The 25,492-nt window shown below is 55.1% G+C and carries 18 protein-coding genes and 1 riboswitch; of the genes, 17 read left to right on the forward strand and 1 reads right to left on the reverse strand.

Annotated features, from left to right (window positions below):
- The first annotated feature begins 19 nt into the window (after positions 1 to 19).
- Positions 20 to 1,039, forward strand: a complete 1,020-nt coding sequence (gene pseB, locus ACYVGU_RS08670) for a UDP-N-acetylglucosamine 4,6-dehydratase (inverting) (RefSeq protein ID WP_460621711.1) — start codon at positions 20 to 22, stop codon at positions 1,037 to 1,039.
- Between the two features lie 97 nt (positions 1,040 to 1,136).
- Complete coding sequence (gene pseC / locus ACYVGU_RS08675; protein WP_460621712.1) at positions 1,137 to 2,309, forward strand: PLP-dependent aminotransferase family protein; 1,173 nt, start codon at positions 1,137 to 1,139, stop codon at positions 2,307 to 2,309.
- A 211-nt stretch (positions 2,310 to 2,520) separates the two neighbouring features.
- On the opposite strand, the gene ACYVGU_RS08680 is transcribed toward pseC, so the two are convergent.
- A complete protein-coding gene (locus tag ACYVGU_RS08680; protein WP_460621713.1) occupies positions 2,521 to 4,818 on the reverse strand; it encodes a PKD domain-containing protein in 2,298 nt (765 codons plus the stop codon).
- A 385-nt stretch (positions 4,819 to 5,203) separates the two neighbouring features.
- On the opposite strand from ACYVGU_RS08680, the gene ACYVGU_RS08685 reads away from it, so the two are divergent.
- From ACYVGU_RS08685 to ACYVGU_RS08755, 15 genes are all read left to right on the forward strand, one after another.
- Entirely contained in the window at positions 5,204 to 5,938 is a 735-nt protein-coding gene (locus tag ACYVGU_RS08685; protein ID WP_460621714.1) for a cytidylyltransferase domain-containing protein, read from the forward strand.
- Between the two features lie 33 nt (positions 5,939 to 5,971).
- Positions 5,972 to 6,988 (forward strand): PseG/SpsG family protein, encoded by a 1,017-nt coding sequence (gene pseG / locus ACYVGU_RS08690; protein WP_460621715.1) that lies wholly within the window; start codon positions 5,972 to 5,974, stop codon positions 6,986 to 6,988.
- A gap of 54 nt (positions 6,989 to 7,042) precedes the next feature.
- Entirely contained in the window at positions 7,043 to 7,624 is a 582-nt protein-coding gene (locus tag ACYVGU_RS08695; RefSeq protein WP_460621716.1) for a GNAT family N-acetyltransferase, read from the forward strand.
- 92 nt (positions 7,625 to 7,716) lie between these two features.
- A complete protein-coding gene (pseI, locus tag ACYVGU_RS08700) occupies positions 7,717 to 8,757 on the forward strand; it encodes a pseudaminic acid synthase (protein ID WP_460621717.1) in 1,041 nt (346 codons plus the stop codon).
- Between the two features lie 29 nt (positions 8,758 to 8,786).
- On the forward strand, positions 8,787 to 10,076 hold the full coding sequence (locus ACYVGU_RS08705) for a glycosyltransferase family protein (RefSeq protein WP_460621718.1): 1,290 nt from the start codon (positions 8,787 to 8,789) through the stop codon (positions 10,074 to 10,076).
- A 68-nt stretch (positions 10,077 to 10,144) separates the two neighbouring features.
- A complete protein-coding gene (locus ACYVGU_RS08710) occupies positions 10,145 to 11,521 on the forward strand; it encodes a DUF7033 domain-containing protein (RefSeq protein ID WP_460621719.1) in 1,377 nt (458 codons plus the stop codon).
- A gap of 103 nt (positions 11,522 to 11,624) precedes the next feature.
- Entirely contained in the window at positions 11,625 to 13,112 is a 1,488-nt protein-coding gene (locus ACYVGU_RS08715) for a lipopolysaccharide biosynthesis protein (protein WP_460621720.1), read from the forward strand.
- 321 nt (positions 13,113 to 13,433) lie between these two features.
- A riboswitch (SAM riboswitch) is annotated at positions 13,434 to 13,525 on the forward strand.
- Between the two features lie 316 nt (positions 13,526 to 13,841).
- Complete coding sequence (locus ACYVGU_RS08720) at positions 13,842 to 14,618, forward strand: phosphoadenosine phosphosulfate reductase family protein (protein WP_460621721.1); 777 nt, start codon at positions 13,842 to 13,844, stop codon at positions 14,616 to 14,618.
- A 57-nt stretch (positions 14,619 to 14,675) separates the two neighbouring features.
- On the forward strand, positions 14,676 to 15,587 hold the full coding sequence (cysD, locus tag ACYVGU_RS08725; protein WP_460614433.1) for a sulfate adenylyltransferase subunit CysD: 912 nt from the start codon (positions 14,676 to 14,678) through the stop codon (positions 15,585 to 15,587).
- A gap of 97 nt (positions 15,588 to 15,684) precedes the next feature.
- Positions 15,685 to 16,971 carry a sulfate adenylyltransferase subunit 1 gene (locus tag ACYVGU_RS08730; protein ID WP_460621722.1) on the forward strand — a complete coding sequence of 429 codons (1,287 nt, stop codon included), beginning with the start codon at positions 15,685 to 15,687 and terminating at the stop codon, positions 16,969 to 16,971.
- A 179-nt stretch (positions 16,972 to 17,150) separates the two neighbouring features.
- Complete coding sequence (gene cobA / locus ACYVGU_RS08735; protein ID WP_460614436.1) at positions 17,151 to 17,954, forward strand: uroporphyrinogen-III C-methyltransferase; 804 nt, start codon at positions 17,151 to 17,153, stop codon at positions 17,952 to 17,954.
- 46 nt (positions 17,955 to 18,000) lie between these two features.
- Positions 18,001 to 19,851 (forward strand): diflavin oxidoreductase, encoded by a 1,851-nt coding sequence (locus ACYVGU_RS08740; RefSeq protein WP_460621723.1) that lies wholly within the window; start codon positions 18,001 to 18,003, stop codon positions 19,849 to 19,851.
- A 245-nt stretch (positions 19,852 to 20,096) separates the two neighbouring features.
- Positions 20,097 to 22,997, forward strand: a complete 2,901-nt coding sequence (locus ACYVGU_RS08745) for a TonB-dependent receptor (RefSeq protein ID WP_460621724.1) — start codon at positions 20,097 to 20,099, stop codon at positions 22,995 to 22,997.
- A 1-nt stretch (position 22,998) separates the two neighbouring features.
- Complete coding sequence (locus ACYVGU_RS08750; protein ID WP_460621725.1) at positions 22,999 to 23,772, forward strand: DUF2490 domain-containing protein; 774 nt, start codon at positions 22,999 to 23,001, stop codon at positions 23,770 to 23,772.
- 4 nt (positions 23,773 to 23,776) lie between these two features.
- Positions 23,777 to 25,483, forward strand: a complete 1,707-nt coding sequence (locus ACYVGU_RS08755; protein WP_460621726.1) for an assimilatory sulfite reductase (NADPH) hemoprotein subunit — start codon at positions 23,777 to 23,779, stop codon at positions 25,481 to 25,483.
- Positions 25,484 to 25,492: the final 9 nt, after the last annotated feature.

The raw sequence follows: 25,492 nt of genomic DNA on the forward strand, positions 1-25,492 counted from the left end.
CTGGCTTTGCTTTCCCCTTATGGCCCTCGACCTCAACAATAAATCCATTCTGGTAACCGGCGGCACTGGCTCGTTCGGCAAGAAGTTCGTGCAAACGGTGTTTGAGAAATTCCCGCAGGTAAAGCGCCTCGTGATTTACTCCCGCGACGAGCTCAAGCAGTACGAAATGTCGCAGGTATTTCCGAACGCGAAATACCCCGCCATTCGCTACTTTATTGGCGATGTGCGCGACGGCGAGCGGCTGAAGCGGGCCTGCGAAGGCATTGATGTGATTGTACACGCCGCTGCTCTCAAGCAGGTGCCGGCCGCCGAGTACAACCCCATGGAGTGCATCAAAACCAACATCTTCGGGGCCGAAAACGTGATTAACGCCGCCCTCGACTGCGGAGTGAAGGACGTAGTAGCCCTCAGCACCGATAAAGCGGCCGCGCCCATCAACCTGTACGGCGCCACCAAGCTGTGCTCTGATAAGCTGTTTGTGGCCGCCAACAACATGAAGGGCTCCCGCGACCTGCGCTTTTCGGTGGTGCGCTACGGCAACGTAATTGGCTCACGCGGCTCTGTAGTGCCGTTTTTTCTGCAGCGCCGCTCTTCGGGCGTGCTCCCCATCACGCACCCCGACATGACGCGCTTCAATATCTCGTTGGAGGAAGGCGTGGACCTGGTGCTGTATGCGCTGGAGCACAGCTGGGGCGGCGAAATTTTCGTGCCTAAGATTCCGAGCTACAAAATTACGGAAGTAGCCAAAGCCATCGGCCCCGAGTGCCGCCAGGAGATTGTGGGCATTCGGCCTGGTGAAAAGCTGCACGAGGCCATGATTACCGAAACCGATGCCCTAAGCACCGTGGAGCTGGACCGCTACTACGTGATTTTGCCCTTCACGCCGCGCTGGGACGTGGGTGACTTCATTCGGCACTTCAACGGTAAACGCGTGGACTCCGGCTTCTACTACGACTCTTCAAATAACACTGAATGGCTTTCCGCCGAGCAGATTCGGAAGGAAATCCGCCTGCACGTCGACGAAACGTTTGAAGCGTAAGAGTGTTTCTACGTAAAGCTCAGCGGCCGCTTTCCCACAGGAGGCGGCCGTTGTTGTGTTCTAATGTTGCCTTGGCTGCTGTACCTTTGAAACTACCATGAGCGTATCTGCCTTCATCCCTACCCGTCCCATCGCCTACGGCCGCCAGCAAATAACCCCCGAAGATGTGCAGGCCGTCACGGAAACTCTGTACTCCGACTACCTCACGCAGGGGCCTAAAGTGGCGGAGTTTGAGGAGAAGTTTGCGGCATATGTGGGGGCCAAGTATGCAGTAGCGGTGGCCAATGGTACGGCAGCGCTGCATTTGTGTGCCCTGGCGCTGGGTGTACAGCCCGGCCAGCGCGTTATCACTACGCCCATCACCTTTTCAGCCTCGGCTAACTGCGTGCGCTATTGCGGGGGCGAGGTGCATTTCGCTGATATCGACCCTACTACCGCGCTGATTGACCTGAAGGCGGTGCGCCGGTTGTTGGAAAGCCATCCGAAAGGCTATTTCCAAGGCCTGATTCCGGTAGATTTTGCCGGGCTACCCGTAAATCTAGAAGAAGCCCGCCAACTGGCCGATGAGTTTGGCCTCTGGATTATAGAAGACTCCTGCCACGCCCCCGGCGGCTTTTTCACCGATAGCCAGGGCCAGGAGCAGCGCTGTGGCAACGGGAAGTTTGCCGATCTAGCCATCTTCAGCTTTCACCCCGTGAAGCACATTGCTACCGGCGAAGGCGGCATGATTACCACCAACCGCGCTGACCTCTACGAGCACCTGCTGCGCCTGCGCACCCACGGCATCACCAAAGACCCCGCCCAACTGCACAAAAACGACGGTGGCTGGTACATGGAAATGCAGGAGCTCGGCTACAATTACCGCATGCCCGATATGCTGTGCGCCTTGGGCATCAGTCAGCTTACCCGCGCCGACGAGGGCCTTGCGCGCCGCCGGCACCTAGCGGCCCGCTACGATGCTGCCTTTGCCGACATGCCCGCCGTGCAGACGCTTACGCCCGCTGCCGGCCACGCGTATCACCTCTATGTGATTCAGGTAGCGGACCGCAAAGGCTTGTATGATTTCCTGCGCGAGAAGCAGATTTTTGCCCAGGTGCACTACATTCCGGTGCATACCATGCCCTACTACCAAGAGTTAGGCTGGAAACCCGGCGACTTTCCGCTTTCCGAAGCCTATTACGCCCACTGCCTCAGCATTCCGCTGTTCCCCAGCCTTACCGATGAGGAACAGAAATACGTGGTTCGCTGCATCCGGGAGTTTATCAATTAGTTACATAAATATCGCAGAGAACATTTTATAAAACTCAAACAATAATAACAAATAGCCAAATTCAATATGAATACCATTGCAATAAGACAGAAGCAGCGTTAAATCATATGATTTATGCCGACTTGAATATTACATTTCCATTGCCAACGAAATTTAGTACTAAAAAACTTTTGAACAGCTTTCCTAATGCTATTCAACAAATATTTTGGTGCTATCGATTTACTTGAATCCATCCCCGGATCTGTTTCCCTGTTGATGAGTGAGTTAGCAAGTAATAATATATTCCATTTGCCTGCCCTTCAGCATTCCAATTGTTGTCATAACTGATCATATTGTAAATATTCCGGCCCCAACGAGTGAATATCTGACAACGCCATTCTGAAGCGCGTAAACCTCTCAATACAAAAGTCTCGTTACTATTATCGCCATTAGGTGTAATGATATTTGGTATATCAAAAGGGCAATCGGCTGGCTTAACAATTAGTTTGTCGCTTGAAATACATCCATTTGACGAAGTGACTTCCACTTCGTAAATCCCGGGTGATGTAACCGAGAATGTACTACCTGTAGAACCATCTTGCCAGTGGTAAGTATACCCAGCTGGTTGAGGGCCAGCCTTGAGTAGTATACTCTGGTCATCACAAATAGCTGTATCTCTTCCAATATTCACCACCGGAGAAGGCGCTAACTCGACACGAGTACTAGCTTGATCAGTACAACCTGAAGGCGAAGTCACAGAAACTGTATAAAAGCCTGCAGCCTGAACTGTTAAAGTAGGGTTTGTTGAACCATCTTGCCAACGATAGCTACTTCCAACTGACTGAGGGCCTGCTGATAAAGTCAGAGGCCGACCTTCACATAATTGCTGTACTGATGGACCAAGTTGAATGTTTGGCAACGGCATGATCTGTACCTTTACACTACTTCGTACTGTGCACCCCAACGCATTAGTTACATCAACATAATATTGGCCAGAAGCACTGGCAGTTAGGGTTTGATTGTTTGAGCCATCCTGCCAACGAATAGAAGTACCAGGAGGCTGCGTACCGGCATTTAGTATAACAGATTCCCCTATGCATGCCCGTTGAACATCAGGTCCCAGGTTCACAGTTGGTAATGGAGCAACTGTTACTATTTTCGTAATTGTTAGGGCAATTGCATTACCAGAGTTGATGGTGAGTGTAACTGTGTAAGCACCTGGTGCTGAATAAGTATGAACTGTAGATCTACCGCTAGCTATGTTGGCCCCACCAGAAGCAGAATCTCCAAAGTTCCAGTTAGCGGTTAATGGTTCAACTCCTCCTTCTATAGTCGCTGTAAAAGCTGTACTGGTACCAATGCACACGTTTGTGTTTATAAAGGATGCTTTAATAGGCGGAACGGGTGAAACAACTTGAAAAGCTGAATTCCTATTATTAGGTAATCCAATTCGGCAAGTCATCCCTCCTAGATATACACCCTGGGCTTGAAAATCACATGTTGTACCTAGAGCATTAGGATTATTAATAACTCCTAAGTGTGTACTTCTATCTTGAGATACATAAATCTTACTATCAGGCCCTAGCTGAAGAGCTCCTCCATAACCTGACGTATAACCTATTACAGTAGCTGACGCTGCTATATTTACCCCTGAGCCAGCCAAAAGATTGAATTGGTATATTTCATGACCGTCTAGATTAGTACCATAAAGACGAGAACCATCAGTAGAAAACTCTACCCCATAGCTTCTATAAAATTGAGGGAGGGGGATATAATTTGATACCTGTCCTGTGCTAGTGTTAAAATCGAATAGTTCAAAATTTGCATCTCGTATGCCAAGAGCTAATTTGTTACCGGCTGGCGATACTTTCATGTACCCTACAGAATTAGCGTTCCAGAAGTCCCCGCCACCACCTGAGTGCACTGAACCAATATTAGATATCACAGGAGCCAAATTCAGACCGGCAGTAGAGAGTCTATAGGCCATAAATCTGTTCGATTCCCATCCGTGCACTAATATCCAACTGTCTATTCCATTGGCATGAGGAACAACAGTTAGCTTCTCTGTTACCCTCCCGCTAGGCACTTGGGTTAAGCGCGTTATTACGGCCCCTAAGCCACTCTGCTGTGATATATCAACAATACTATATTTTAAACCTCCCTGCAAGAAATTTTGACATGCATCCACCATAAACACGTAGTAGTGGTTTGGGTTGGCTGGGCTTTTTACAATTGAGGCCCCCTGTGTTGTAGATTCATGTCCCCCTAAGCCTTGTCCGTTTTGCATCACTTGGTGATTGCGGTTCCAGATGTTTATACTATTTGTATAAAACAGTAAATTTCCTGCACCGTCTGAGACCGAAGCGCAAGGCTCATACGTACTCATAGCGCTTCCCTGAAGCGGAACTGGCGCCCCTCCCGAAAAACTTATCCATGCGTTGTCTCCAAAAAGCCAGTTGTTATTTTCCTTCTGTGCATATAAGCTATGCTGAAGCGCAAGCAATATTATTAGCGTAAGAATAAATTTCATAATATGGTTATTGGGCTAAAAAATCAATTAAAACAGCACTTTATTTCAATTGTACTACCCGTACTGGGCAAAAAAATTGTCACAAAGCTAAGAGCATGGTACACATTTTAAAATATAATTTTTCATTTTTATATATGATTTTGATCCATATCTAACACATTTTTAATGAAGTAATATTATATATTATCTTGTTAGACTACATTTGCTGTATTGGTAGCGTTTACTGATTTTCCATCGCCATGATTGACGATCGTGGGTAGTTGTCTTGCCTTGCTAGCTATGAATAGACGCGCTTCTGGCTTCTTGAGAAAGGGTGGTTACTTCAAAGCAGCTTGCAAAACTGAAGCATTCGATTTATGAACAGCAAACAATTATCCTTTTACTTATGAACATTGGTATCATATCACAAGCTCGCATGGGGAGCAGCCGTTTGCCAGGCAAAGTACTGATGACAGCACGTGGAATAACTATGTTAGAATTCCATGTAAATCGTCTTCAAGCGAGTGGACTGCCTCTTTATATCGCCACAACTACTCTTGCTGCAGATGATTTGATTGAGGATCAATGCTTTAAATTATCAATCCCTTGTTTCAGAGGAAGTTCCGATGATGTACTAAGCCGCTACTTCGAGGCAGCAAAACAATTTGGGCTCGATGCTCTTGTTCGTGTCACATCCGACTGTCCATTAATAGATGGCAAGTTAGTGAGCAAAGGGGTAGAGCGGTACCTAGCCGCAGAAGATTCCCACTTATATTTATCTAATGGTATAGTGCGTACCTATCCGAGAGGACTTGATTTTGAAGTGTTTTCTATGGAGATGCTAACTGATGCTCAATGCAATGCTACGAGCCTGTCGGACCGAGAACATGTTACTCCTTATATTCACCAGAACAGATCTGGAAAGATCCAATACGCACACATTACTAGGGCGACAGACGCGAGTGCGTTGCGGCTTACTCTAGACACTGTAGAAGATTATACTTTGTTACGCACACTACTCGAGGAATACAATGCCGATAAGTTAGATGAAGCTGATCTTGTCAACTTGATGAATGCACATCCGGAATTAGTGAACCTAAATGCTTCGATTGAGCAGAAGAGATATAACTTCAGCAAATAGATCTAATCAGTTTCACAACCATGTCGTTGCTTCATGAGTATTTTTTTTCGCGCTGATGGCAATGGCACAATTGGTTTAGGCCATGTTATTAGATCGTTAGCCCTTGCGGAAATTGCAGGAGCTAATAGACAATCTTTTTTTATTGCCTCCAATCCTCCAGAAGTAGTCCGTGACTTAGTGCATACTGCCGGCTTGGAATTAATAGAACTTACGGATTACCACTTATTAGAGGAAGCGAACTACTTATGCGAACGCTTCTTTACAGCCAAAGATATAGTAGTATTAGATGGTTATTTATTCAACCAATCATATCAACTACAATTAAAGAGAAGCGGCTGTCAACTAATTTGTATTGATGACCTATGTAAAGGTTCTTTTGTAGCTGATTTAATTATTAATCATTCTCCCGGCATAACATCATCAATGTACAATGCCCTTGAAACAACCCGCTATTGTCTAGGACCAGCTTTCTCTTTGGTGCGCAGCCCTTTTCGTCAAAGGTTTCACCTTCCGCACCCTATTAAAAATATTAATAAAGTGCTTCTGTGCTTTGGAGGCGCCGACCCAATGCAGCTTAGTATTAGATGTCTGGAGGCGCTATTGCCCGTTGAAGAAATAAAATATATCGGAGTTATCATGGGTGGTGCGTCTGAACCACTCACAAAAATAGAACTGTTAAGATCCCAGTACACAAGCACCATAATTAAAGAACTAAGAGGCCTCAGCGCTGAAGCTATGGCTGAAGAAATAGAGTTATATGATGCTATCATTTGTCCAGCTAGTACAATCCTAATTGAGAGCTTGATACTCGGAAAAGCCTGTATAACTGGATATTACGTTGATAATCAACGCAGACTTGCAGATTATGTAGGTGAGCATAATCATGCCTATTCTATTGGTGATTATGAAGAGCTTACTGATTTTGAATTAAATAAATCACTAAACAGAGCGTTGCGGTGGCTTTCACATACTAGTAGAGTTCCCTATGTTCGTGAAATACTCACCACAAAACTCTGTGAGGAAGTACAAGCTATGCAAGCACGGAATTAAATACACTAGTGAATAAAGCTTTTGTAGAATTCTCGAACTTCACAATTCTTATCAATGGAATCGACGAGCCTGATCAAGCTTAACAACAAGTACGAGTCTGAGAACTTAGAACTTCGCAGCCTTAAACGAACTGATATAGATGAGAGATTCATTAGTTGGTTCGAAGATGATGGGTTAATGCGCTTTTACACTAATTCTCGTCAAACTCATACGTATGAATCATTGCTCACTAGTATTGAACAGGGTATAGCAAGTGCCACAGTTTATGTCTTTGCTATAATTGATAAGCATAGCCAAGTTTGTATTGGGACCATAAAGCTTGGCCCTATTAACCATGATCATAAAATATCCGATCTTGTCGTATTAATTGGAGATAGAGATTTTCATGGCCGAGGACTGGCTGTTGAAGCAATAAAACTAGGTAATGCCTTAGCTTTTAGCGAGTTTGATATACGAAAGCTATTCGGTGGAATGTTTGAAACAAACGTGAGCTCAATTAAGGCGTATACCCGTGCCGGGTGGGTCGAGGAAGGGCGTTTAAAAGGACACTATCTTGTTGATGGACAACCTGTAGATAGAATTTTAGTAGCCTGCTTCAATCCAACGTATTTCCCTGAAATGGTTAAGAATATATAACTATTCGCCAGAATTAAGAACAACGAATTTATTCGAATTAAACAGGCGAAATACGAAGCCTATTCTGACGATAGGCTTCGTATTTTTGTCGCATGCAGTTCTCCATTGGCTCCCGCCTGATTGGCCCCGATCAGCCTCCGTTCATTATTGCCGAGCTTAGCGGCAACCACAACCAGGACCTAAACCGGGGGCTGGCCATTGTAGATGCCATGGCCGCGGCTGGGGCTCACGCCATCAAGCTCCAAACCTACACCGCCGACACCATGACCCTGCCCGGGGCCTACCGCATCGACGACCCCAACTCCCTGTGGTTTGGCCGGGAACTGCACGAGCTCTACCAGGAGGCGCACACGCCCTGGGAGTGGCATAAGCCCCTTTTCGACCGCGCCCGGGAGCGCGGGATGCTGGCGTTCAGCTCCCCCTTCGATGAAACCGCCGTCGATTTTCTGGAGACTTTGGACGTGCCGGCCTATAAAATTGCCTCCTTCGAGAACACCGACTGGCCGTTGCTACGCCGCGTGGCTGCTACCGGCAAACCGGTTATCATGAGCACGGGGGCTAGTACATTGGCTGAAGTAGCCGAGGCCGTACAGATTCTGCGCGAGGCGGGCTGCCGCGACCTGGTGCTGCTGAAATGTACCAGCACCTACCCCGCCACGCCGCAAAACACCAACCTGCGCACCCTGCCCCACTTTCAGCAGCTTTTCCCCGATGCGCTGGTGGGCCTCTCTGACCATACCATGGGCGTGGGCGCGGCCGTAGCCGCCGTGGCACTAGGTGCCTGCGTGGTAGAAAAGCACGTAACCCTGCGCCGCGCCGATGGCGGGGTGGATTCGGCTTTTTCGCTGGAGCCCGAGGAAGTAGCACAACTGGTTACGGAAACCGAACGCGCCTGGCAGGCCTTGGGCCACGTGCAGTACGGCGTCCAGCGGGCTGAGGAGAAAAGCCGCCTCTACAAACGCTCCTTGTATGTAGCGCAGGATATTCAGGCCGGGCAGATTTTTACCAAGGAAAACCTGCGCGTAGTGCGCCCGGGCGACGGCCTGCCACCTCGCTACTACGACCAGTTGCTGGGCAAACCCGCCCGCCAGAACTTAAGCGCGGGCACAGCCCTCACCTGGGATGCGCTGTAGCACTTCGGCCCGTAGCTAGCTTCCTGCTCATGCCTTCCCCCGCCGTTTCTCGCCTGCGCGACATCCTGCAGCTGCGTTTTACCGATTTGTTTGCCTCGTTGCCGGCGCACATGCTGGAGTCCATTTCTCCGGCCAGCCCCTGGAAGCGGACGGCAAAAGTGGCAGGCTACGCCGGGCTGCGCCTGCTGGGCAATGTGTTCCGGAAAGTGCGCAACCCGGAGCAGCTCCAGGGCAAGGTGTGGCTGTATGTGGTAAGCCAAAACAACTACGACGCGCTGCATTTCATCAGAGAAGCCCGCCCCGATACGGTGCTGGTGGCCGGCCAGAGCAAACAGATTGGCCGATACAATGGGGTAGTAAACCGACTTTCGTTGCGCCGCAAGCTCTTGTACTACGGGCAGTTTCCTAGGGTGTATGCGGGCCTGAAGCGCACGGAAGGCGGGAAGGCCTGGCGGTTTTTTGATTTGATTTTCAACGCCATCGGGTATTACGAGGTGTACTGTCGGGCCTTGCGCCACTACCAGCCGCGGGCCATCATCTTCGCTAACGACCACAACGACGACTCCCGCGCCCTGCTGCTGGCGGCCCGCAGCTGCGGCGTGCCCACCGCGTATGTGCAGCACGCCAGTGTCAGCACGGCGTTTCCTCCTTTAGGCTTTGATTTAAGCTTACTGGAAGGTCAGGACTCACTGGATAAGTACCAGCAGTGCGGGCCGGTTGCGGGCCGGACGGAGCTAGTGGGCATGCCCAAGGCCGATGCCTTTCTGACCCGCAAAAACCAGCAGCCACGCGTGCAGCGAGTGGCCATTGCCTGCAACGCCCTCGATGAAACGCAGGCCATTGCCGCTGCCATCGAGTACCTGCTGCGCGAGTTTCCGGACCTGAGCTTCACCTTCCGCCCCCACCCCGGCGACCCGCGCGACTTTTCGTTTCTGCGGGCGCAACACCCCCGGCTGCAGTTTTCTGATGCCCGCCAGCAAAACGTGTTTGAGTTTCTGATGGAGCACGATGCCCTGATTGCCGCCGATACCAGCACCCATCTGGAAGCTACGTTGCTGAACCTAGCCAGTATCTATTTCCGCTTTGGGGTGCACAGCATGGCTTTTGATTATTACGGCTACGTGGCGCACGGGCTGGTGGAACAGGCTGGCACGTTGCCGGAGCTGGCAGCCCTAGTGCGCCGCTACCAGCAGCACAAGCCCACCGACCTATACCAACGAGCCGCCTACTACAACGCCACTCTGGGCACGCCGGATGAGGGCCACAGCCAGCAACGCACCCTGCGCTTACTTGATAACTGGCTTACTGAGCAGGCGTAGGACCGTTCAGCGCATTCTGTAACGACCTCTTGGGAACCGTCGTCGGCAAACCTGCTATACTTGCCGCTATGCCCGCTCCCGCGTTTCCTACTCCACCGTTGCCAGTTTCGGCAGAAACCCGCCTGGCTTACGTGCTCCGCCACTTCCAGCTGGCTTACGAGAACGTGCCTTCCGTGTCTGTTGGCTATGCTTCGGCTCAGCCACAAGTACAGATAGCAGACGGCGCTGGCGAGTTTTTCAACGAAACGAACCCATATCCGCCGGCTCCTAACATGCGGGAGTGGCTGGGCCAATCGGTGCCGTTTTTCTTTGATACCGCGGCCGGTCAGCCGCTCTTGGAGCTGTTGCCTGGTGGGCGCGCCCTTATCAACACCGATATAGTTTCAGCAGCCTTCTACCTGCTTAGCGGCTGGCAGGAATACTACTCCAAGGAGCGCGACCAGCACGGCCGCTTTCCGTACGCGGCCAGCGTGCAGCAGCGCTACGGGTTTGTATCGGTGCCCGTGGTCAACTACTATTTCGATGTGCTGAAAACGGCCGTAGAGCACGTAACGGGCCGGACTTTGCAGCCGCGCCGCTGGACCAACAAGGCCAACTGGGCCGCCTTCATCACCCACGACATCGACAACCTGTACAGCGCCTGGAAAGAACCTGCCAAAGCCGCCCTGCGCCGCCGCGACTGGCCTAGCCTAGCCCGGCAACTTTGGCAGCACTTCACTGAGAAGGACGCTTGGGACAATTTGGAAGAGGTGCAGCAAACTGTTGCTAGCTACGGCGCCAAAAGCACGTTCTTCTTCTTACCAGAGCATCGTAAAGCGGCAAATGGCACGCCTAATGCGGATTACAAAATTCGAGAGGCGGACCGCAATATTGGATTTCTGTTGAATACGGGGGTAGAAGTTGCCCTTCATGGTCCCTACCGCACTGACGATAGTGAGCATTCTGGCCCAGACTTAATGTGGCTTTCAGAGAAAGTAGGTGGAGGACAAACTGGGTTCGGTTTGCGCTATCATTATCTCCGTTGGGAGCCTCGACTCATGCCTAACATACTGTCCAGAGTCAATCTTGCGTATGATTCCACGTTAGGGTTTGCCGAGCAATTTGGTTTTCGCAACTCCTACTGCCTACCCTACTATCCCTTCAACTTCACTACAGGCGAAGCCTGCAATTTCCTAGAAATTCCGCTGAACGTGATGGATGCGACGCTGCACCACCCGCGCTACTTGCAGTTACGCCCCGAGGAGATACTGCCGGCCCTCACGCCGATGCTCCAGGAAACAGAGCGGTTTGGGGGCGTGTGCACCGTGCTCTGGCACAACGAGAACTTCGACCCCGCCAACGAAACAACCGGCCCGCGCCAGTTCGCCGAAATCATGGAGTACCTTCGCAGCCGCGCCGTGGCTTTCGTTAATGGCCACGATATCGTCGGGATGATGGATTCTTGATTTACCACAAACGTCCTTCTAAGGGCCTATTACACTAGGTCCGCTAGAGCGTCAAACCCATTTTCTCCCCACTTCACAATTTCACCACTTCACCTTTCACCTCTTGGGTATTGTTCTGCGGCAGGGGCTGCGAAATACGGTTATCTCCTACATCGGGCTGGGACTGGGCTTCGTCAATACGGCCTTCATTATTCCGCGCTTTTTATCAGCGCGGGAGCTAGGCCTCACGGGTACGCTGCTAGCCATTGCCACCATCTACGCCCAGCTTTCGGCGTTGGGGTTTGCCAGTGTTGGCATCCGGTTTTTTCCGTATTTCCGCAACCGCGAAGCGGGTCATCAAGGGTTTTTGCCGCTGCTGCTGGGCGTGCCGCTGCTGGGCTTTGGGTTGGTCACGCTGCTGTACCTAGGAGGGAAACCCCTGGTACTCAACTTTTATGAAGCCGACCAAGACTTGATTGGCGCTTACTACGGGTGGGCCGGCGTGCTGGCCTTGTTCGTGATGCTATATTCCTTGCAGGATGCGTACCTGAAGGGGCTGTACCACACGGCTTTCTCGTCGTTTGTGCAGGAGATTCTACTTCGGGTATTGCAGGCGGGCGCGGCGGTGCTGTATGGGCTGGGCTACCTCTCGTTTCACGGCTACGTGCTGGCCTACATTGGCCTGATGAGCGCCACGGCGCTGCTGCTTACAGGCTACCTGGCAGTTATCGGGGAGCTGCATATGCGGCCTACGAAGGCGGCACTGCAAGTGCAGCCGTTGGGCAGCATCCTGAGCTTTGGGGCGTTTGCGCTGTTAGCCAACATTTCGGGCACCATCATCATGAACATTGATACCATTATGGTGGGCTCCCAACTGAATCTGGCGGCCGCTGGCGTGTACAGCATTGCCTTTTTCATCAGCACAGCCCTCACGCTGCCGGCTCGCTCGCTCAACAAAATTGCCTTTCCGCTGCTAGCCGATTATTGGAAAGAACAGGCCCTGCCCAAAATGGCCGCTTTTTACCGCGACACTACCCGTCTCAACACGGTGCTGGGCTGTTACCTTGCTCTGGGCATTGGGTTGAACCTCGACTTCATCTATGGCCTCATGCACAACCCCGCCCTAACAGCTGGCACTACGGCCGTGCTGGTACTGCTAGCGGCGCGTCTGTTTGATGGCATCACGGGCCTCAATGGGCTAATTGTAGTTACCTCCCCGCGCTACCGCTACGACTTGGTGTTCAACGTATCCTTAGCGCTGGTAACGATTGGGCTCAATGCCTTGCTGATTCCCATACTAGGTTTGCTGGGGGCAGCAGTGGCGTTTTTACTCGCTATTGTAAGCATCAACCTGGCCCGCACGTGGTTTGTGTGGCGCAGCTTCCGGATGCAACCATTCACGTGGCGCATCCCGCTGATACTGGGTATTGCAGCCGCGGCAGGGCTGGCTGGCTGGCTAATTCCGGCGCTAGGCTCTCCCTTCCTGACCATGCTTTTGCGCTCTGCCACCCTCACGATAGTGTACGCTGCCCTGCTACTCGTCACAAATTCTGCCCCCGAGGCCAACGTATTTTTAAGCAAGTTACAGGCTCGTTTTCAGCCGAAACGCTAATTGCACAATGCTTATATAGGGCAAAGCTACTAGGTCCATACCACGAGCAAACCTCTCCTCATTCGGAACTTGCACGTAGCTTCCTCAAAACCAGGTTTCAAGCAGGTTTGCGGCTGAAGAACACCTAGTAACCTTCGCTTACTCATGCAGCTGAAGCAGTGTAACTTTTCTAGTGTTCTGCTTACGTTGTGGCGGCTGCCCAGAGACCAAGAGTATGGGGGCGTTGCGAGAGAATGTGCACCTGTTGAAAAAATAAAATTTGGAAGTGTAAAATTCCGGCAGCTACTTTTGCCATACCAATTCTTTCCCCACAAAGGATTGTTTTTATACAGAGGCGCGGAGAGACAGGCTCGACGAAACGCCGGCAACCAGCGGACCATCCGAAACGGTGCCAACTCCTGACCATATAAAAACAACTAGCCGTGAACCGCTTGTCCAACTCCGCTACTCTATCCGCCACTGCCTTTGCTCTACAGCATGGGTGTTGTGCTATGATGGGTATGCCGTGTTGTTGTTAGCCACTCACCTCCTTCTTTTTTCTGGCTTGTGCGCGCAACAGCTCGGCTGACACGGTGCTACGTGTAGGCTGACTTCGTGCGTACGCCCGGCTTTTTCGCCCGGCCGAAAGCTAGTGTGCCGCATTCAACTACGTGGCCGCAGCTCCGCCTAGGGTCATTCCTGACCGAAACCTCCGCCCCGCGCTGGCTGGTTTCCCCTCCCCTTCTTGCTATGTCCGCAGCAGATGCTGCGCCGGCCGTTCGCGCCTTGCTCGACGACCTGCGCCCCCAGCTGATTCAGGCTACTGCCCTGGAGCGGCTACGCCTCGTGGCTGAAACCTTCCCCGAGCAGGCCGTTTTCTCGACCTCCTTTGGCCTGGAAGACCAGATTATCAGCCACCTTATTTTCGCTAATCACCTCCCCATTCAGGTATTCACGCTTGACACTGGGCGTAATTTTCAGGAGACATACTCCGTCTGGAACAAGACTCTGCTCAAGTATGAGCAGCCCATTGCGGTGTTTTATCCGGAGCGGGAAAGCGTGGAAAAGCTGATGCTGGCTAAGGGCCCGAATAGCTTCTACGAGAGCGTGGACAACCGCAAGGAGTGCTGCTTTATTCGGAAAGTGGAGCCCCTGAACCGGGCGCTAGCGGGTAAAGCAGCCTGGGTCACTGGCATCCGCGCCGAGCAGTCGCAGAACCGGCAAACCATGGACCCACTGGAATGGGACGCGGCGCATAACCTCGTGAAAATCCACCCGCTTTTCGACTGGACCTGGGAGCAGGCCGTGGCCTTTACCCAAGAGCACCATGTGCCCGTGAACACGCTGCACCAACAGGGCTTTGTAAGCATTGGCTGTGCCCCCTGCACCCGCGCCATCAGGCCCGGCGAGGATTTCCGGGCCGGCCGCTGGTGGTGGGAAGACCTTTCGGCTAAGGAATGCGGCCTACATGCCACCGCCCACCACAATGGCCCCGACCCGGTAGTGGAGCCCGTACCGGCCGGCTAGAGGCAAGCTTGGCACTTCCTGCTGAGCGCCCAACATCAACACTGAACACCCGACTATATGAGTACCCCAACTTTTGATTATCTCGACCGGCTTGAAGCGGAAGCCATCCACATCCTGCGGGAAGTGGCCGGCCAGTTTGAGCGCCCAGCCCTGCTGTTTTCGGGTGGCAAAGACTCCATTGTGCTGACGCGCCTCGCGGAAAAAGCTTTCCGCCCGGGTCGTTTTCCCTTCCCGCTGGTGCACGTAGATACCGGCCACAACTTTCCCGAGGTACTAGCTTACCGCGACCAGCTAGCCGCCGAATTGGGCGAAAAACTCATTGTGCGCAAGGTGGAGGATACTATAAAGCGGCAGCGCCTACGCGAGCCAGGCGGCAAGTACCCCAGCCGCAACCAGCTCCAGACCTACACGCTTCTGGAGGTAATTGAGGAGTTTGAGTTTGACGCCTGCATTGGTGGGGCCCGCCGCGACGAGGAAAAGGCCCGCGCCAAGGAGCGCATTTTCTCCGTGCGAGATGAGTTTGGCCAGTGGGACCCCAAGCGCCAGCGCCCCGAGCTCTGGAATGTGTATAACGGCCGCATCCAGAAGGGCGAAAACGTGCGCGTGTTCCCCATCTCCAACTGGACGGAGCTGGACGTGTGGCGCTATATCCAGCGCGAAAACATTGCCCTGCCCGACATCTACTTCGGCCACGAGCGCACCTGCGTGGTACTCCCTACGGGCCAGTTGCTAGGCCTCTCAGAACACCTGCGCCTCGATGATGACGACGAAATAGTAACGCGCCAAGTACGCTTCCGCACCGTTGGCGACTCTACCTGCACCGCCGCCGTGGAAAGCGACGCCAGCACCGTGGAGGACATTATTCAGGACCTGCTGCTGGCCAAAGTAAGCGAGCGGGGCGCCACCCGCCTCGACGACAACATCTCGGAAGCCGGCATGGAAGACCGCAAACGCAACGGCTATTTCTAAGTGGTGAAGTGGTGAAAGGTGAAGTGCTGAACTGTACTCATGCTTCACTGGCCCAACTAACTCACAAGTTCACAACCTCACAATTTCACCATTTGTAATGGACCTTCTCCGATTTATTACCTGCGGCAGCGTTGACGACGGCAAAAGCACGCTCATCGGCCGCTTGCTATATGACTCTGAATCTGTGTCGCTGGACATTCTGGCGGCGCTGGAAAAGCGGCAGGCCGCGAATGGCACCGTGGATCTGGCCTTGCTGACCGACGGCCTCCGAGCGGAGCGCGAACAGGGCATTACCATTGATGTAGCCTACAAATACTTCACTACCCCCCGCCGCAAGTTCATCATCACGGATGCCCCCGGCCACGTGCAGTACACCCGCAACATGGTAACGGGCGCCAGCAATGCTGACCTGGCTATTGTGCTGGTAGATGCCCGCCAAGGCGTGATTGAACAGACCCGCCGCCACACCCTGATTGCCGCGCTGCTCGGCATCCGGCACTTTGTGCTGGCCGTGAACAAAATGGACCTGGTAGGCTACAGCGAGGAGGTGTTTGCCAAGATTGCCACCGACTATGCCGAGCTCACCAACCACTTCAACCTGCCGGCCGCCACGGCCATTCCGCTAAGCGCCCTCAACGGCGATAATGTAGTGAAGAGGTCCGAGCATCTGCTTTGGTACTCTGGGCCTAGCCTGCTGGAGCACCTAGAACGTGTGCCCGGCGCCACCGAAACTCAGGCGGCCCCACGCTTTCAGGTGCAATATGTCATCCGGCCTCAAACGGCTGAGCTGCCTGACTACCGCGGGTACGCCGGTCAGATCCGGAGCGGGCAGTACCGCCGCGGCGACCGGGTGAAGGTGCTGCCCTCAGGCCTGGAGTCAGCAATTGAAGCCATTGAAGTAAACCAGCAGGAAGTAGAATCGGCTTCGGCGCCGCAGGCCGTGGTTATTCGCCTGCGCGACGACGTGGACGTAAGCCGCGGCGACTCTATTGTGCCGCTCGCCGAGCAGCCTACCCTTACCCGCGAGTTGGAAGCCACGCTGTGCTGGATGAGCGAGCAGCCATTGTGGCCCGGCCGCAAGCTGCTGGTGCAGCACCACTCGGCCCTCGTGAAGGCGGCCATTCCGGCCATCCTCTACAAGGTGAACGTGCACACCTTCGCCCGCGCGGCCACCGACTCGGCCCAGCTCAACGACATTGTGCGGGTGCGGCTAAAAACGGCTGTGCCCCTGGCCATCGACAACTACCTAGAAAACCGTGCTTCTGGCTCTTTCATCCTAGTTGACGAGCTGACCGGCGACACAGTAGCCGCGGGTTTAGTGGAAGCAGCCAATGCCGAGTACTTCACCCTGCCCGTAGGCCCGCCAGTAGCATTTTCTATCTAGAAAAACCTGAGCCCGGCAGCAAACACGCGCCCATTTATCCAACAAAACGTCATCTCAAGCTTGCCGAGACACCTCGCATGCTGATGTCTGATTACCGCTGCAACGTCAGCACGTGCGATGTCTCGGCAAGCTCGAGATGAGTGCCCGTTTTCCGGCTCTTCTAACCTACGCCCTAGCCCATGTCCTTGTCCAAACTGCCTCGTCTTACGGTTCTTGGTGCCGGCCCCGGCGACCCAGAGCTTCTTACGCTTAAGGGGGCGCGGGTGCTGGCGGAAGCGGACGTCATTCTTTTTGATGCCCTAGCCAACCAAGCCTTGCTGGCACACGCCCGCCCCGAAGCCGTACTGGTGCCTGTGGGTAAGCGCCGGGGCATGCGCAGCCACTCACAGGACGAAATCAACCGCCTGATTGTGACACACGCCCACCGCTACGGCCATGTAGTGCGCCTGAAGGGCGGCGACCCCTTCGTGTTTGGGCGGGGCCGCGAGGAGATGCTGTACGCCGAAGCCCATGGCCTTAGCACGGACTATGTGCCCGGCATCAGCAGCGCGGTAGCCGCCGCGGGCAGCGTAGGCATTCCGGTTACGCACCGGGGCCTGAGCGAAGGTTTTCGGGTGATTACCGCCACCACTGCCAGCGGCGAGCTTTCGGGCAGCGTAACCGAAGCTGCCAAATCGAGCGCTACGGCCGTGATACTGATGGGACTTAGCGAGCTGGAGCAGATTGTGGCGGTGTTCAGCCAGCACGGGCACGCCAATACGCCGGCCGCTATTGTGCAAAACGGCACGCTACCCCACGCCCAACTAGTAACCGGTGCAGTAACTGAGCTACCTGCTCGTGCGGCGGCAGCTGGCATTGGGGCACCGGCCATCATCATTATTGGGGAAGTAGCCCGGCTTGCTTCCTCAGCTAGCCTAGCCCAGGCACTAGTTCCAGCGGCTTTTGCTACTGCTGCTCCTACTTCCTACGCTGAAGTTGCCTGATTTCTGATTCGCTATCCGCCACCACACAGCCATTCCACTCTTCATCATGTCCTTCCCTTCTCCCACTCTTCCTATCGGCTTGGATGAAGCGACGCTGCAGCAGCTGACGGCGGGCCTCACCGACCAGCAGTTGCTTTGGCTGAGCGGCTACCTCTACGGCCGTGTGGGCACTGAAACCGCGCCTACAGCCTCGGCCACGGCGGCGGCCTCGGCGGTTTCCCCTTCTGCGGCACCTAGCCTGACCATTCTATATGGCTCTCAAACCGGCAACAGCAAGAAAGCGGCCGGTATTGTAGCGGAAGCTGCCCGTCAGCGCGGCCTGGTGGCCACCGTGCGCGACATGAACGACTACCCTACCAAGGAGCTTAAAGCCGAGCAGCAACTGCTGGTGATTGTGAGCACCCAGGGCGAGGGCGACCCACCCATTGCGGCCGAGGAGCTCCACCAGTTTCTGCTTAGCAACCGCGCCCCCAAGCTGCCCGAGCTACGCTATGCCGTACTGGCCCTCGGCGACAAAAGCTACCTGCAGTTCTGCCAGACTGGGTTTGAGTTTGATCAGCGCCTAGCAGAATTGGGTGGTAAGCGCTTGGCAGAACGCGTGGATTGCGACGTAGAATTTGAAACTGAAGCCCGCCAGTGGGCCGAGCAGGTACTAGGCCTGCTGGCAGCGCAAACCCCTAAAGTTGCCTCGCCCATTGCAGCTAGTGTAACCACGGCGCAGGTAAAGCAGTTTGCCTTGCATCCTGACCTAGGCAGTGAGGTGCAACTGGCTGAGCGGGTGGAATACAGCAGCCGTAACCCGTTTGAGGCTGAGCTGCTTGAAAAGATTCAGCTTAATGGCCGCGGCTCCAGCAAGGAAACCTATCATCTGGAATTCTCACTGGCCGAATCCGGCATTCAGTACGAAGCCGGCGACGCCCTGATGGTGCAGCCTCACAACCGCCCCGGCCTGGTGCAGGAGGTACTTAATGCGGCTCGTCTGGAGGCAACCGCCCCCGTCCGCCTCGAAACCACTGAATTGGAGCTGGGCACGGCGCTTACGGAGCGCCTCGAACTCTCGGTGGTTACCCGCGACGTGCTGGAGCGCTACGCCGCTGTGGCGCCACAACACCCAAAACTGCGGGAAATTCTGACCAACAAAGCTGCCCTGCCTGCTTACCTCTACGGCCGGGACGTTGCCGACTTGATGATGGAGTTTCCGGTGGAACTGTCGGGGCAGCAGCTGGCGGCAGTATTGCGGCCGCTGCCCGCCCGGGCGTACTCCATTGCCAGTTCCCTGCTGGCTCATCCTGAAGAAGTGCATCTTACGGTGGGGGCAGTGCGCTACCACAGCAACGGCCGCGCCAAGCAGGGTGCCTGCTCCAGTTACCAGGCCGACGGCCTCCATGTTGGCGACACGGCTCGCGTATGGGTAGACCGAAACGAGTACTTCAAGCTCCCGCAGGACACGAGCGCCGACATTATTATGGTGGGAGCCGGCACTGGTATTGCGCCTTTCCGTGCATTTGTGGAGGAGCGGGCTGAAACGGGTGCCTCGGGCCAAAACTGGCTGGTGTTTGGCAACCCTCACTTCACCACCGACTTCCTCTACCAAACGGAGTGGCAGCAGCACCTCAAGCGCGGCACGCTCAGTCATCTTGATGTTGCCTTCTCTCGCGACCAGGAAGAGAAAGTGTACATCCAACACCGCTTGCTTCAGCAAAGCCGCCGCCTCTTTGCCCAACTCGAAAACGGCGCCTATTTCTACGTCTGCGGCGACAAAAACCGTATGGCCGCCGATGTGCAGCGCGCGCTGCTCACCGTCATTAGCCAAGAAAGCGGACAGGGCGAGGACTACGCCGCTGACTACCTCAAGCAGCTCCGCAAATCGCGCCGCTTCCTGGAGGATGTGTACTAGCCTGCTTGACTGGCCAAACCGCCTTCTAGCTCCCCTTCAACCTAAGTTCCTTCTAACTAATCCGATGCGCCTTCTGCCAAGACGATGTTGTTGTAGCCAGTAACCGCTGCCGCAGGCCTGATGCGAGCAGCCCTCCGGTAGCGCCTTGCGCGGCTTTTACGAATGCTTTGCTAGCCTGCAGCACCCAGTGCCATGGGCCTGACTGAGTACTACCCCTCCTCTTTTCAGAAACCTTCCGTTTAGTTATGAAGCAATCCTACGCTTCTTTATTGGTGCCGGCGATTTTGCTGGCCAGCACTTCTGCGCTCCACGCCCAAGATGCGGTTATCTCCATCAGCGGCACCGTGCGCGAAAAAACCACTCAGGAGCCGCTGCCTGGGGTGAGTATCAGTGTGAAGGGCGGCGCAGCAGGCACGCTCAGCGACGGAAACGGGCAGTTTGCGCTCAAGGCCAAGTTGCGATTCCCGTTTACCCTAGTGTTTAACATTCTCGGCTACGAAGCCCGGGAACTGGAAATTGCCAGCGGCAGCCAGCCCATAGCTATTCAGCTGGAGTCGAAGGCGGTGGCCATGAACGAGGTGGTGGTATCGGCCTCGCGGGTGGAGGAAAGCCGGCTGACCTCGCCAGTCGCTATTGAGAAGCTCGATATCCGGGCCATCAAGGAAACGCCCGCGCCTAGCTTCTACGACGCCCTGGAAAACGTGAAGGGCGTGCAGATGACAACTTCCAGCCTCACCTTTAAAGTACCCAACACCCGCGGCTTCAACATCCCGAACAACTTTCGCTTTATGCAGCTCGTGGATGGCGTGGACATGCAGGCCGCTACGCTTGGCGTGCCCCTAGGCAACGCCATCGGCCCAACCGAGCTGGACATTGCCAGCGTGGAAATTACGCCCGGTGCGGCCTCAGCCTTGTATGGCATGAACGCCATCAATGGCATGGCCAACCTCACCACCAAAAGCCCGTTCAGCTTCCAGGGCCTGAGCGTGTATCAGAAGGTGGGCGTAAACCACGTAGATGGCAAAGACCGCGACCCTAGCGTGCTCACTGAAACTGCCGTGCGCTGGGCGCAGGCTTTGGGCGCAGGTCAGCGCTGGGCCTACAAAGTAAACCTGAGCTACTTGCGTGGCACCGACTGGCTTTCCGATACCCAGAACGACCAGAATCCGCAGAAGCTGAGCTCGGCCAACCCGCGCTTTCCGGAGCTGAGTGGCCCCAACAACCCCGCCGCCGACCTCTGGAACCGCTACGGCGATGACAACGCCGGCAACGTCAGCATTACGATTCCTTACAACGGCCGCAACGAGACTTTTAACATCCGGCGCACGGGCTACTACGAGCGGGATTTGGTGAACCCCATTGTGCGCAATATCAAGGCCGATGCCAGCCTGCACTACAAGCTCACGGACAAGATGGAGCTGAGCTACGGCTACCGCTTCGGGCTCATGGACGGCGTATTTCAGCGCGGCAACAAAATTCAGCTGGACGGCGTGACGGTGCAAAACCACAAGCTGGAGCTGAAGGGCCAGGATTTCACGGCCCGCGCTTACATGCTGGTAGAAAACACCGGCGACTCCTACAACCTCAATCCGCTGGCCCTCAACCTCGACCTGCAGAACGGCAAGAATGCCGATTGGGGTAACACATTTAAAGCAGAGCTGCAAAGCCAGTTGGGCGCTGGTGCGGCCCTAGCAGACGCCATGCGCCAGGCCCGCGTAGTAGCCGACCAAGGCCGAGCCGTACCAGGTACTCCGGCGTTCAACGCCCTCAAAGACCAGATTACCCGCACCAACAACTGGGACAGCGGCGTGAACGTACCCGGCGCGCCTATTCCGGGCGGCGCGGCCCTTACGCAGCGCAGCCGCACTTACCACGCCGATGCCCTCTGGAACTTGGGCCAGCGCGTGAAGTTTGCCGATGTGGTACTTGGCGCCGATGCCCGCTTGTACGAGGTGATTCCGGATGGCAACAACTTCGTGGACTTCAGCCGGCCGCTTTCGGAGCGCACGACGCCGGGCGGCAACAACCAGTACTACAAGAAAATCGGGGGTTTCGGGCAGGCCACCAAGCTGCTGCTCCAGGACCGTCTGAAGCTCACCGCTTCGCTCCGCCTCGACTACAACCCGGAGTTCGACCCCAAGCTGAACCCGCGGGTAGCAGCCGTGTACACGGTAGCGGCTAAGCATAACTTCCGGGCTTCGTACCAGAACGGCTGGCGCTTCCCGTCGTTGTTTGAGGCCTTGTCTTTCGTGAACAATGGCAACGTGCGCCGCGTGGGTGGCCTGGCCCGCGTGAACGAAGGCCTTAACTACCTGGATAATTCCTACACCCTAGCGTCCATTTCGACCTTTAATGCGGCCGTAAATGCCTATGTGGCCGCTAACACTGGCAGCACCGCCTCACAAGCTGCTCTGCGCCCCGAAATCCGGAGCTTGCTGCAGGTTGGCAACCTGCCCACCGAGCAGCCGGAGCAGATCAACGCCTATGAAGTGGGCTACCGCAGTGTATTGCTTGATAACCGGCTTTCTATTGATGCCGATGCCTATTACAACATCTACTCCGGTTTCCTGGGCCAGGTGGAAGTGAGCGTGCCCAAAGACGCTAGCGGCCAGCAGGTGCAGGTAGGCTCCGATGATGCCGTGCTGGCGGCCCTGGCCACCAACCGCGCCGCCCGCCAAGACCGGTACCGCGTGTACACTAATGCCCGCAACAACTACCGCAGCTACGGCTCCACACTGGGCGTTACTTACAACTTCTACCAGAAATTCACCCTAGGCGGCAACGTCAACTACAACGCCCTCTCCGCCAACGACCAGGCCGACATCTTCGTGACGGGCTTCAATACGCCGCACTGGGTAACGAACATCAACTTCGGCAACCGCGAGATTGTGCGCAACGTGGGCTTTAACGTGGTGTGGCGCCGCCAAAGCACCTTCACCTGGGAAAGCCCCCTGGCCAATGGCCGCGTGCCCGCTTACCAGACCGTTGATGCCCAAGTGAACGTGCGCGTGCCTAGCCTCAAATCGACTATTAAGGTGGGCGGCGCTAACCTGTTCAATAACCGCTACTACCAGTACGCCGCTGGCCCCACCATTGGCGGGCTCTACTATGTGGCCCTGACGTTCGATAACACCGTGCTGCGCTAGGATGAAACGGCTACTATTTTCTCTGAGCTTATTACTCCTGCTAGGCCAGCAAGCCACGGCGCAGAAGCAGTACGTACGGGAGCAGCAAACCTGGCTGGGCATCTTCAACCAAACCCGCTTCTCGGACCGCTGGGGCACCTGGACCGACCTGCACCTACGCCTGCACGACCACTACGTGCAGGACATGTTCCAGACCGTAGCGCGCCTAGGCCTCACGTACTACCTAACCGATGATGTGCGCCTGACCGGTGGCTACGCCTACGTGCACCACTTCCCCGACGGGGCCCGCACTATCGGGCAGCCCGAGCATCGGCCCTGGCAGCAGGTGCAGTGGTTTAGCAAATTTCCGAAGGCCCGCCTGATGCAGTGGGTGCGACTAGAAGAACGGTTCCGGCGCACCATTCAAAGCACTGAACGCACAGACGACTTCAATTTTAACTACCGCACCCGCTACAACGCCGCGCTATTTCTGCCCCTGACCAAGCACGGCTTTGAGCCCGGTGGCTTGCAGTTTCTGCTCAACAACGAGGTGATGATGAATTTCGGCAAGGAGATTCGCTACAACTACTTCGACCAGAACCGGCTGTTTGCCGGCGTGGTGTATCAGCTCACTTCTCATTCCCAGCTGCACGGCGGCTACATGCACCTGTTTCAACAGTTGCCGGCGGGCAATGCCTACCGCAATCAGCACACCATTCGGGTGTTTTACTTCCACAACTTCGACTTGCGGCCCACCCCGCCGCCCGTCCCGGTTTCTCCTACTTCTGCCCCCTAGTCTTATGGCCGATACCAAAAAGCTTTCAGAGGTTGAACACGTAAAGGAGGCTAGCAACTACCTGCGCGGCACCTTGGCCGAAAGCCTCCTGACCCCGCTCACGGGCGCGCTCAACCCCGACGATACCCACCTGATCAAGTTTCACGGCTCCTACCAGCAGACGGACCGTGACCTGGACAGCGAGCGGAAACGCCAGAAACTGGAGCCGCTGTATTCCCTCATGATTCGGGTGCGCCTGCCCGGCGGCGTGGCCTCCGCTGACCAGTGGTTGCGCATGGATGCGCTGGCTGACCGCTACGCAAACAGCACGCTCAAGCTTACCACCCGCCAGGCCTTTCAGCTGCACGGTGTGCTCAAGCGCAACCTCAAAAAAACAATTCAGGGCTTTAACGACGTGCTGCTGGACAGCATTGCGGGCTGCGGCGACGTGAACCGCAACGTAATGTTCAACCCCAACCCGCACCAAAGCCGGGTGCACGAGCAGGTGTATGAAGTCTCCAAGCAAATCAGCACCCACCTCACGCCGCGCACCTCGGCCTATTGGGAGCTGTGGCTGAACGGCGAGTCGAAATACAGTAGCGCGCCAAACGAGGGCGAGGAAGACGCAGAGCCGATTTATGGCAAAACGTACCTGCCCCGAAAGTTTAAGATTGCGCTGGCCGTGCCGCCCCACAACGACACCGACATCTTCGCTAATGACCTGGGCCTGATTGCCATTGAAGAAAACGGCCGGCTGCTAGGCTTCAATGTGGCCGTAGGCGGCGGCATGGGCATGACGTTCGGGATGCCCGAAACCTACCCGCGCCTCGCCGACCTCATTGGGTTTGTGCCCGCCGAGAAGGTAGTAGCCCTGTGCGAGCAGGTAGTAACCATTCAGCGCGACTGGGGCAACCGCGAAAACCGCAAGTTCTCACGCCTGAAATACACCCTGGACCGCGTGGGCCTGGAGGTCTTTCGGCAGGAGCTCAACCAGCGCCTAGGCTTTGAGTTGGAGCCAACCCACCCCTACCAGTTCAAGAGCACCGGCGACGCCTTTGGGTGGAGCACTGGCCCCGATGGCGCCCAGCACCTGACGCTGTTTGTGGAAGGCGGCCGGGTGGCCGACCGGCCGGGCCACCAGCTGAAAACCGCCCTGCGCGAAATTGCGGCTTTCCACACCGGCGACTTCCGCCTGACCGGCAATCAAAACCTGATTCTGGCCAACGTAGCGCCCGAAGACCGGCTTACCATTGAGGCTACCCTAGCGAAATACGGCGTAGCGGTAGATACCACCTCAGGCCTGCGCCGTGGGGCCCTGGCCTGCGTAGCCCTAAACACCTGCTCGTTGGCATTTGCGGAGGCCGAGCGCTATATTCCGCAACTTATTGATAGATTGGAGCCTATACTTGCCGCACACCACCTCACTCACGACGACATCCTGATTCGGATGACTGGTTGCCCCAACGGCTGCGCCCGCCCGTACCTCGCAGAAATAGGGCTGGTAGGCCGGGCCGTGGGCCGTTATAACCTGTACCTCGGCGCCGCTTTCAATGGGGAGCGGATGAACAAGCTTTATAAGGAAATGCTGGATGAAGACGGTATTGTGGCGGAGCTCACTCCCCTCTTCGCCGACTACGCCCAGAACCGCCAGCCGCAGGAGCACTTCGGCGATTTTATGATTCGCCGGGGCTACGTGCAAGCCACTACCAGCGGCCTCACGTTTCATGAGTAATAACCTGAA

Source organism: Hymenobacter tenuis, assembly GCF_054780495.1.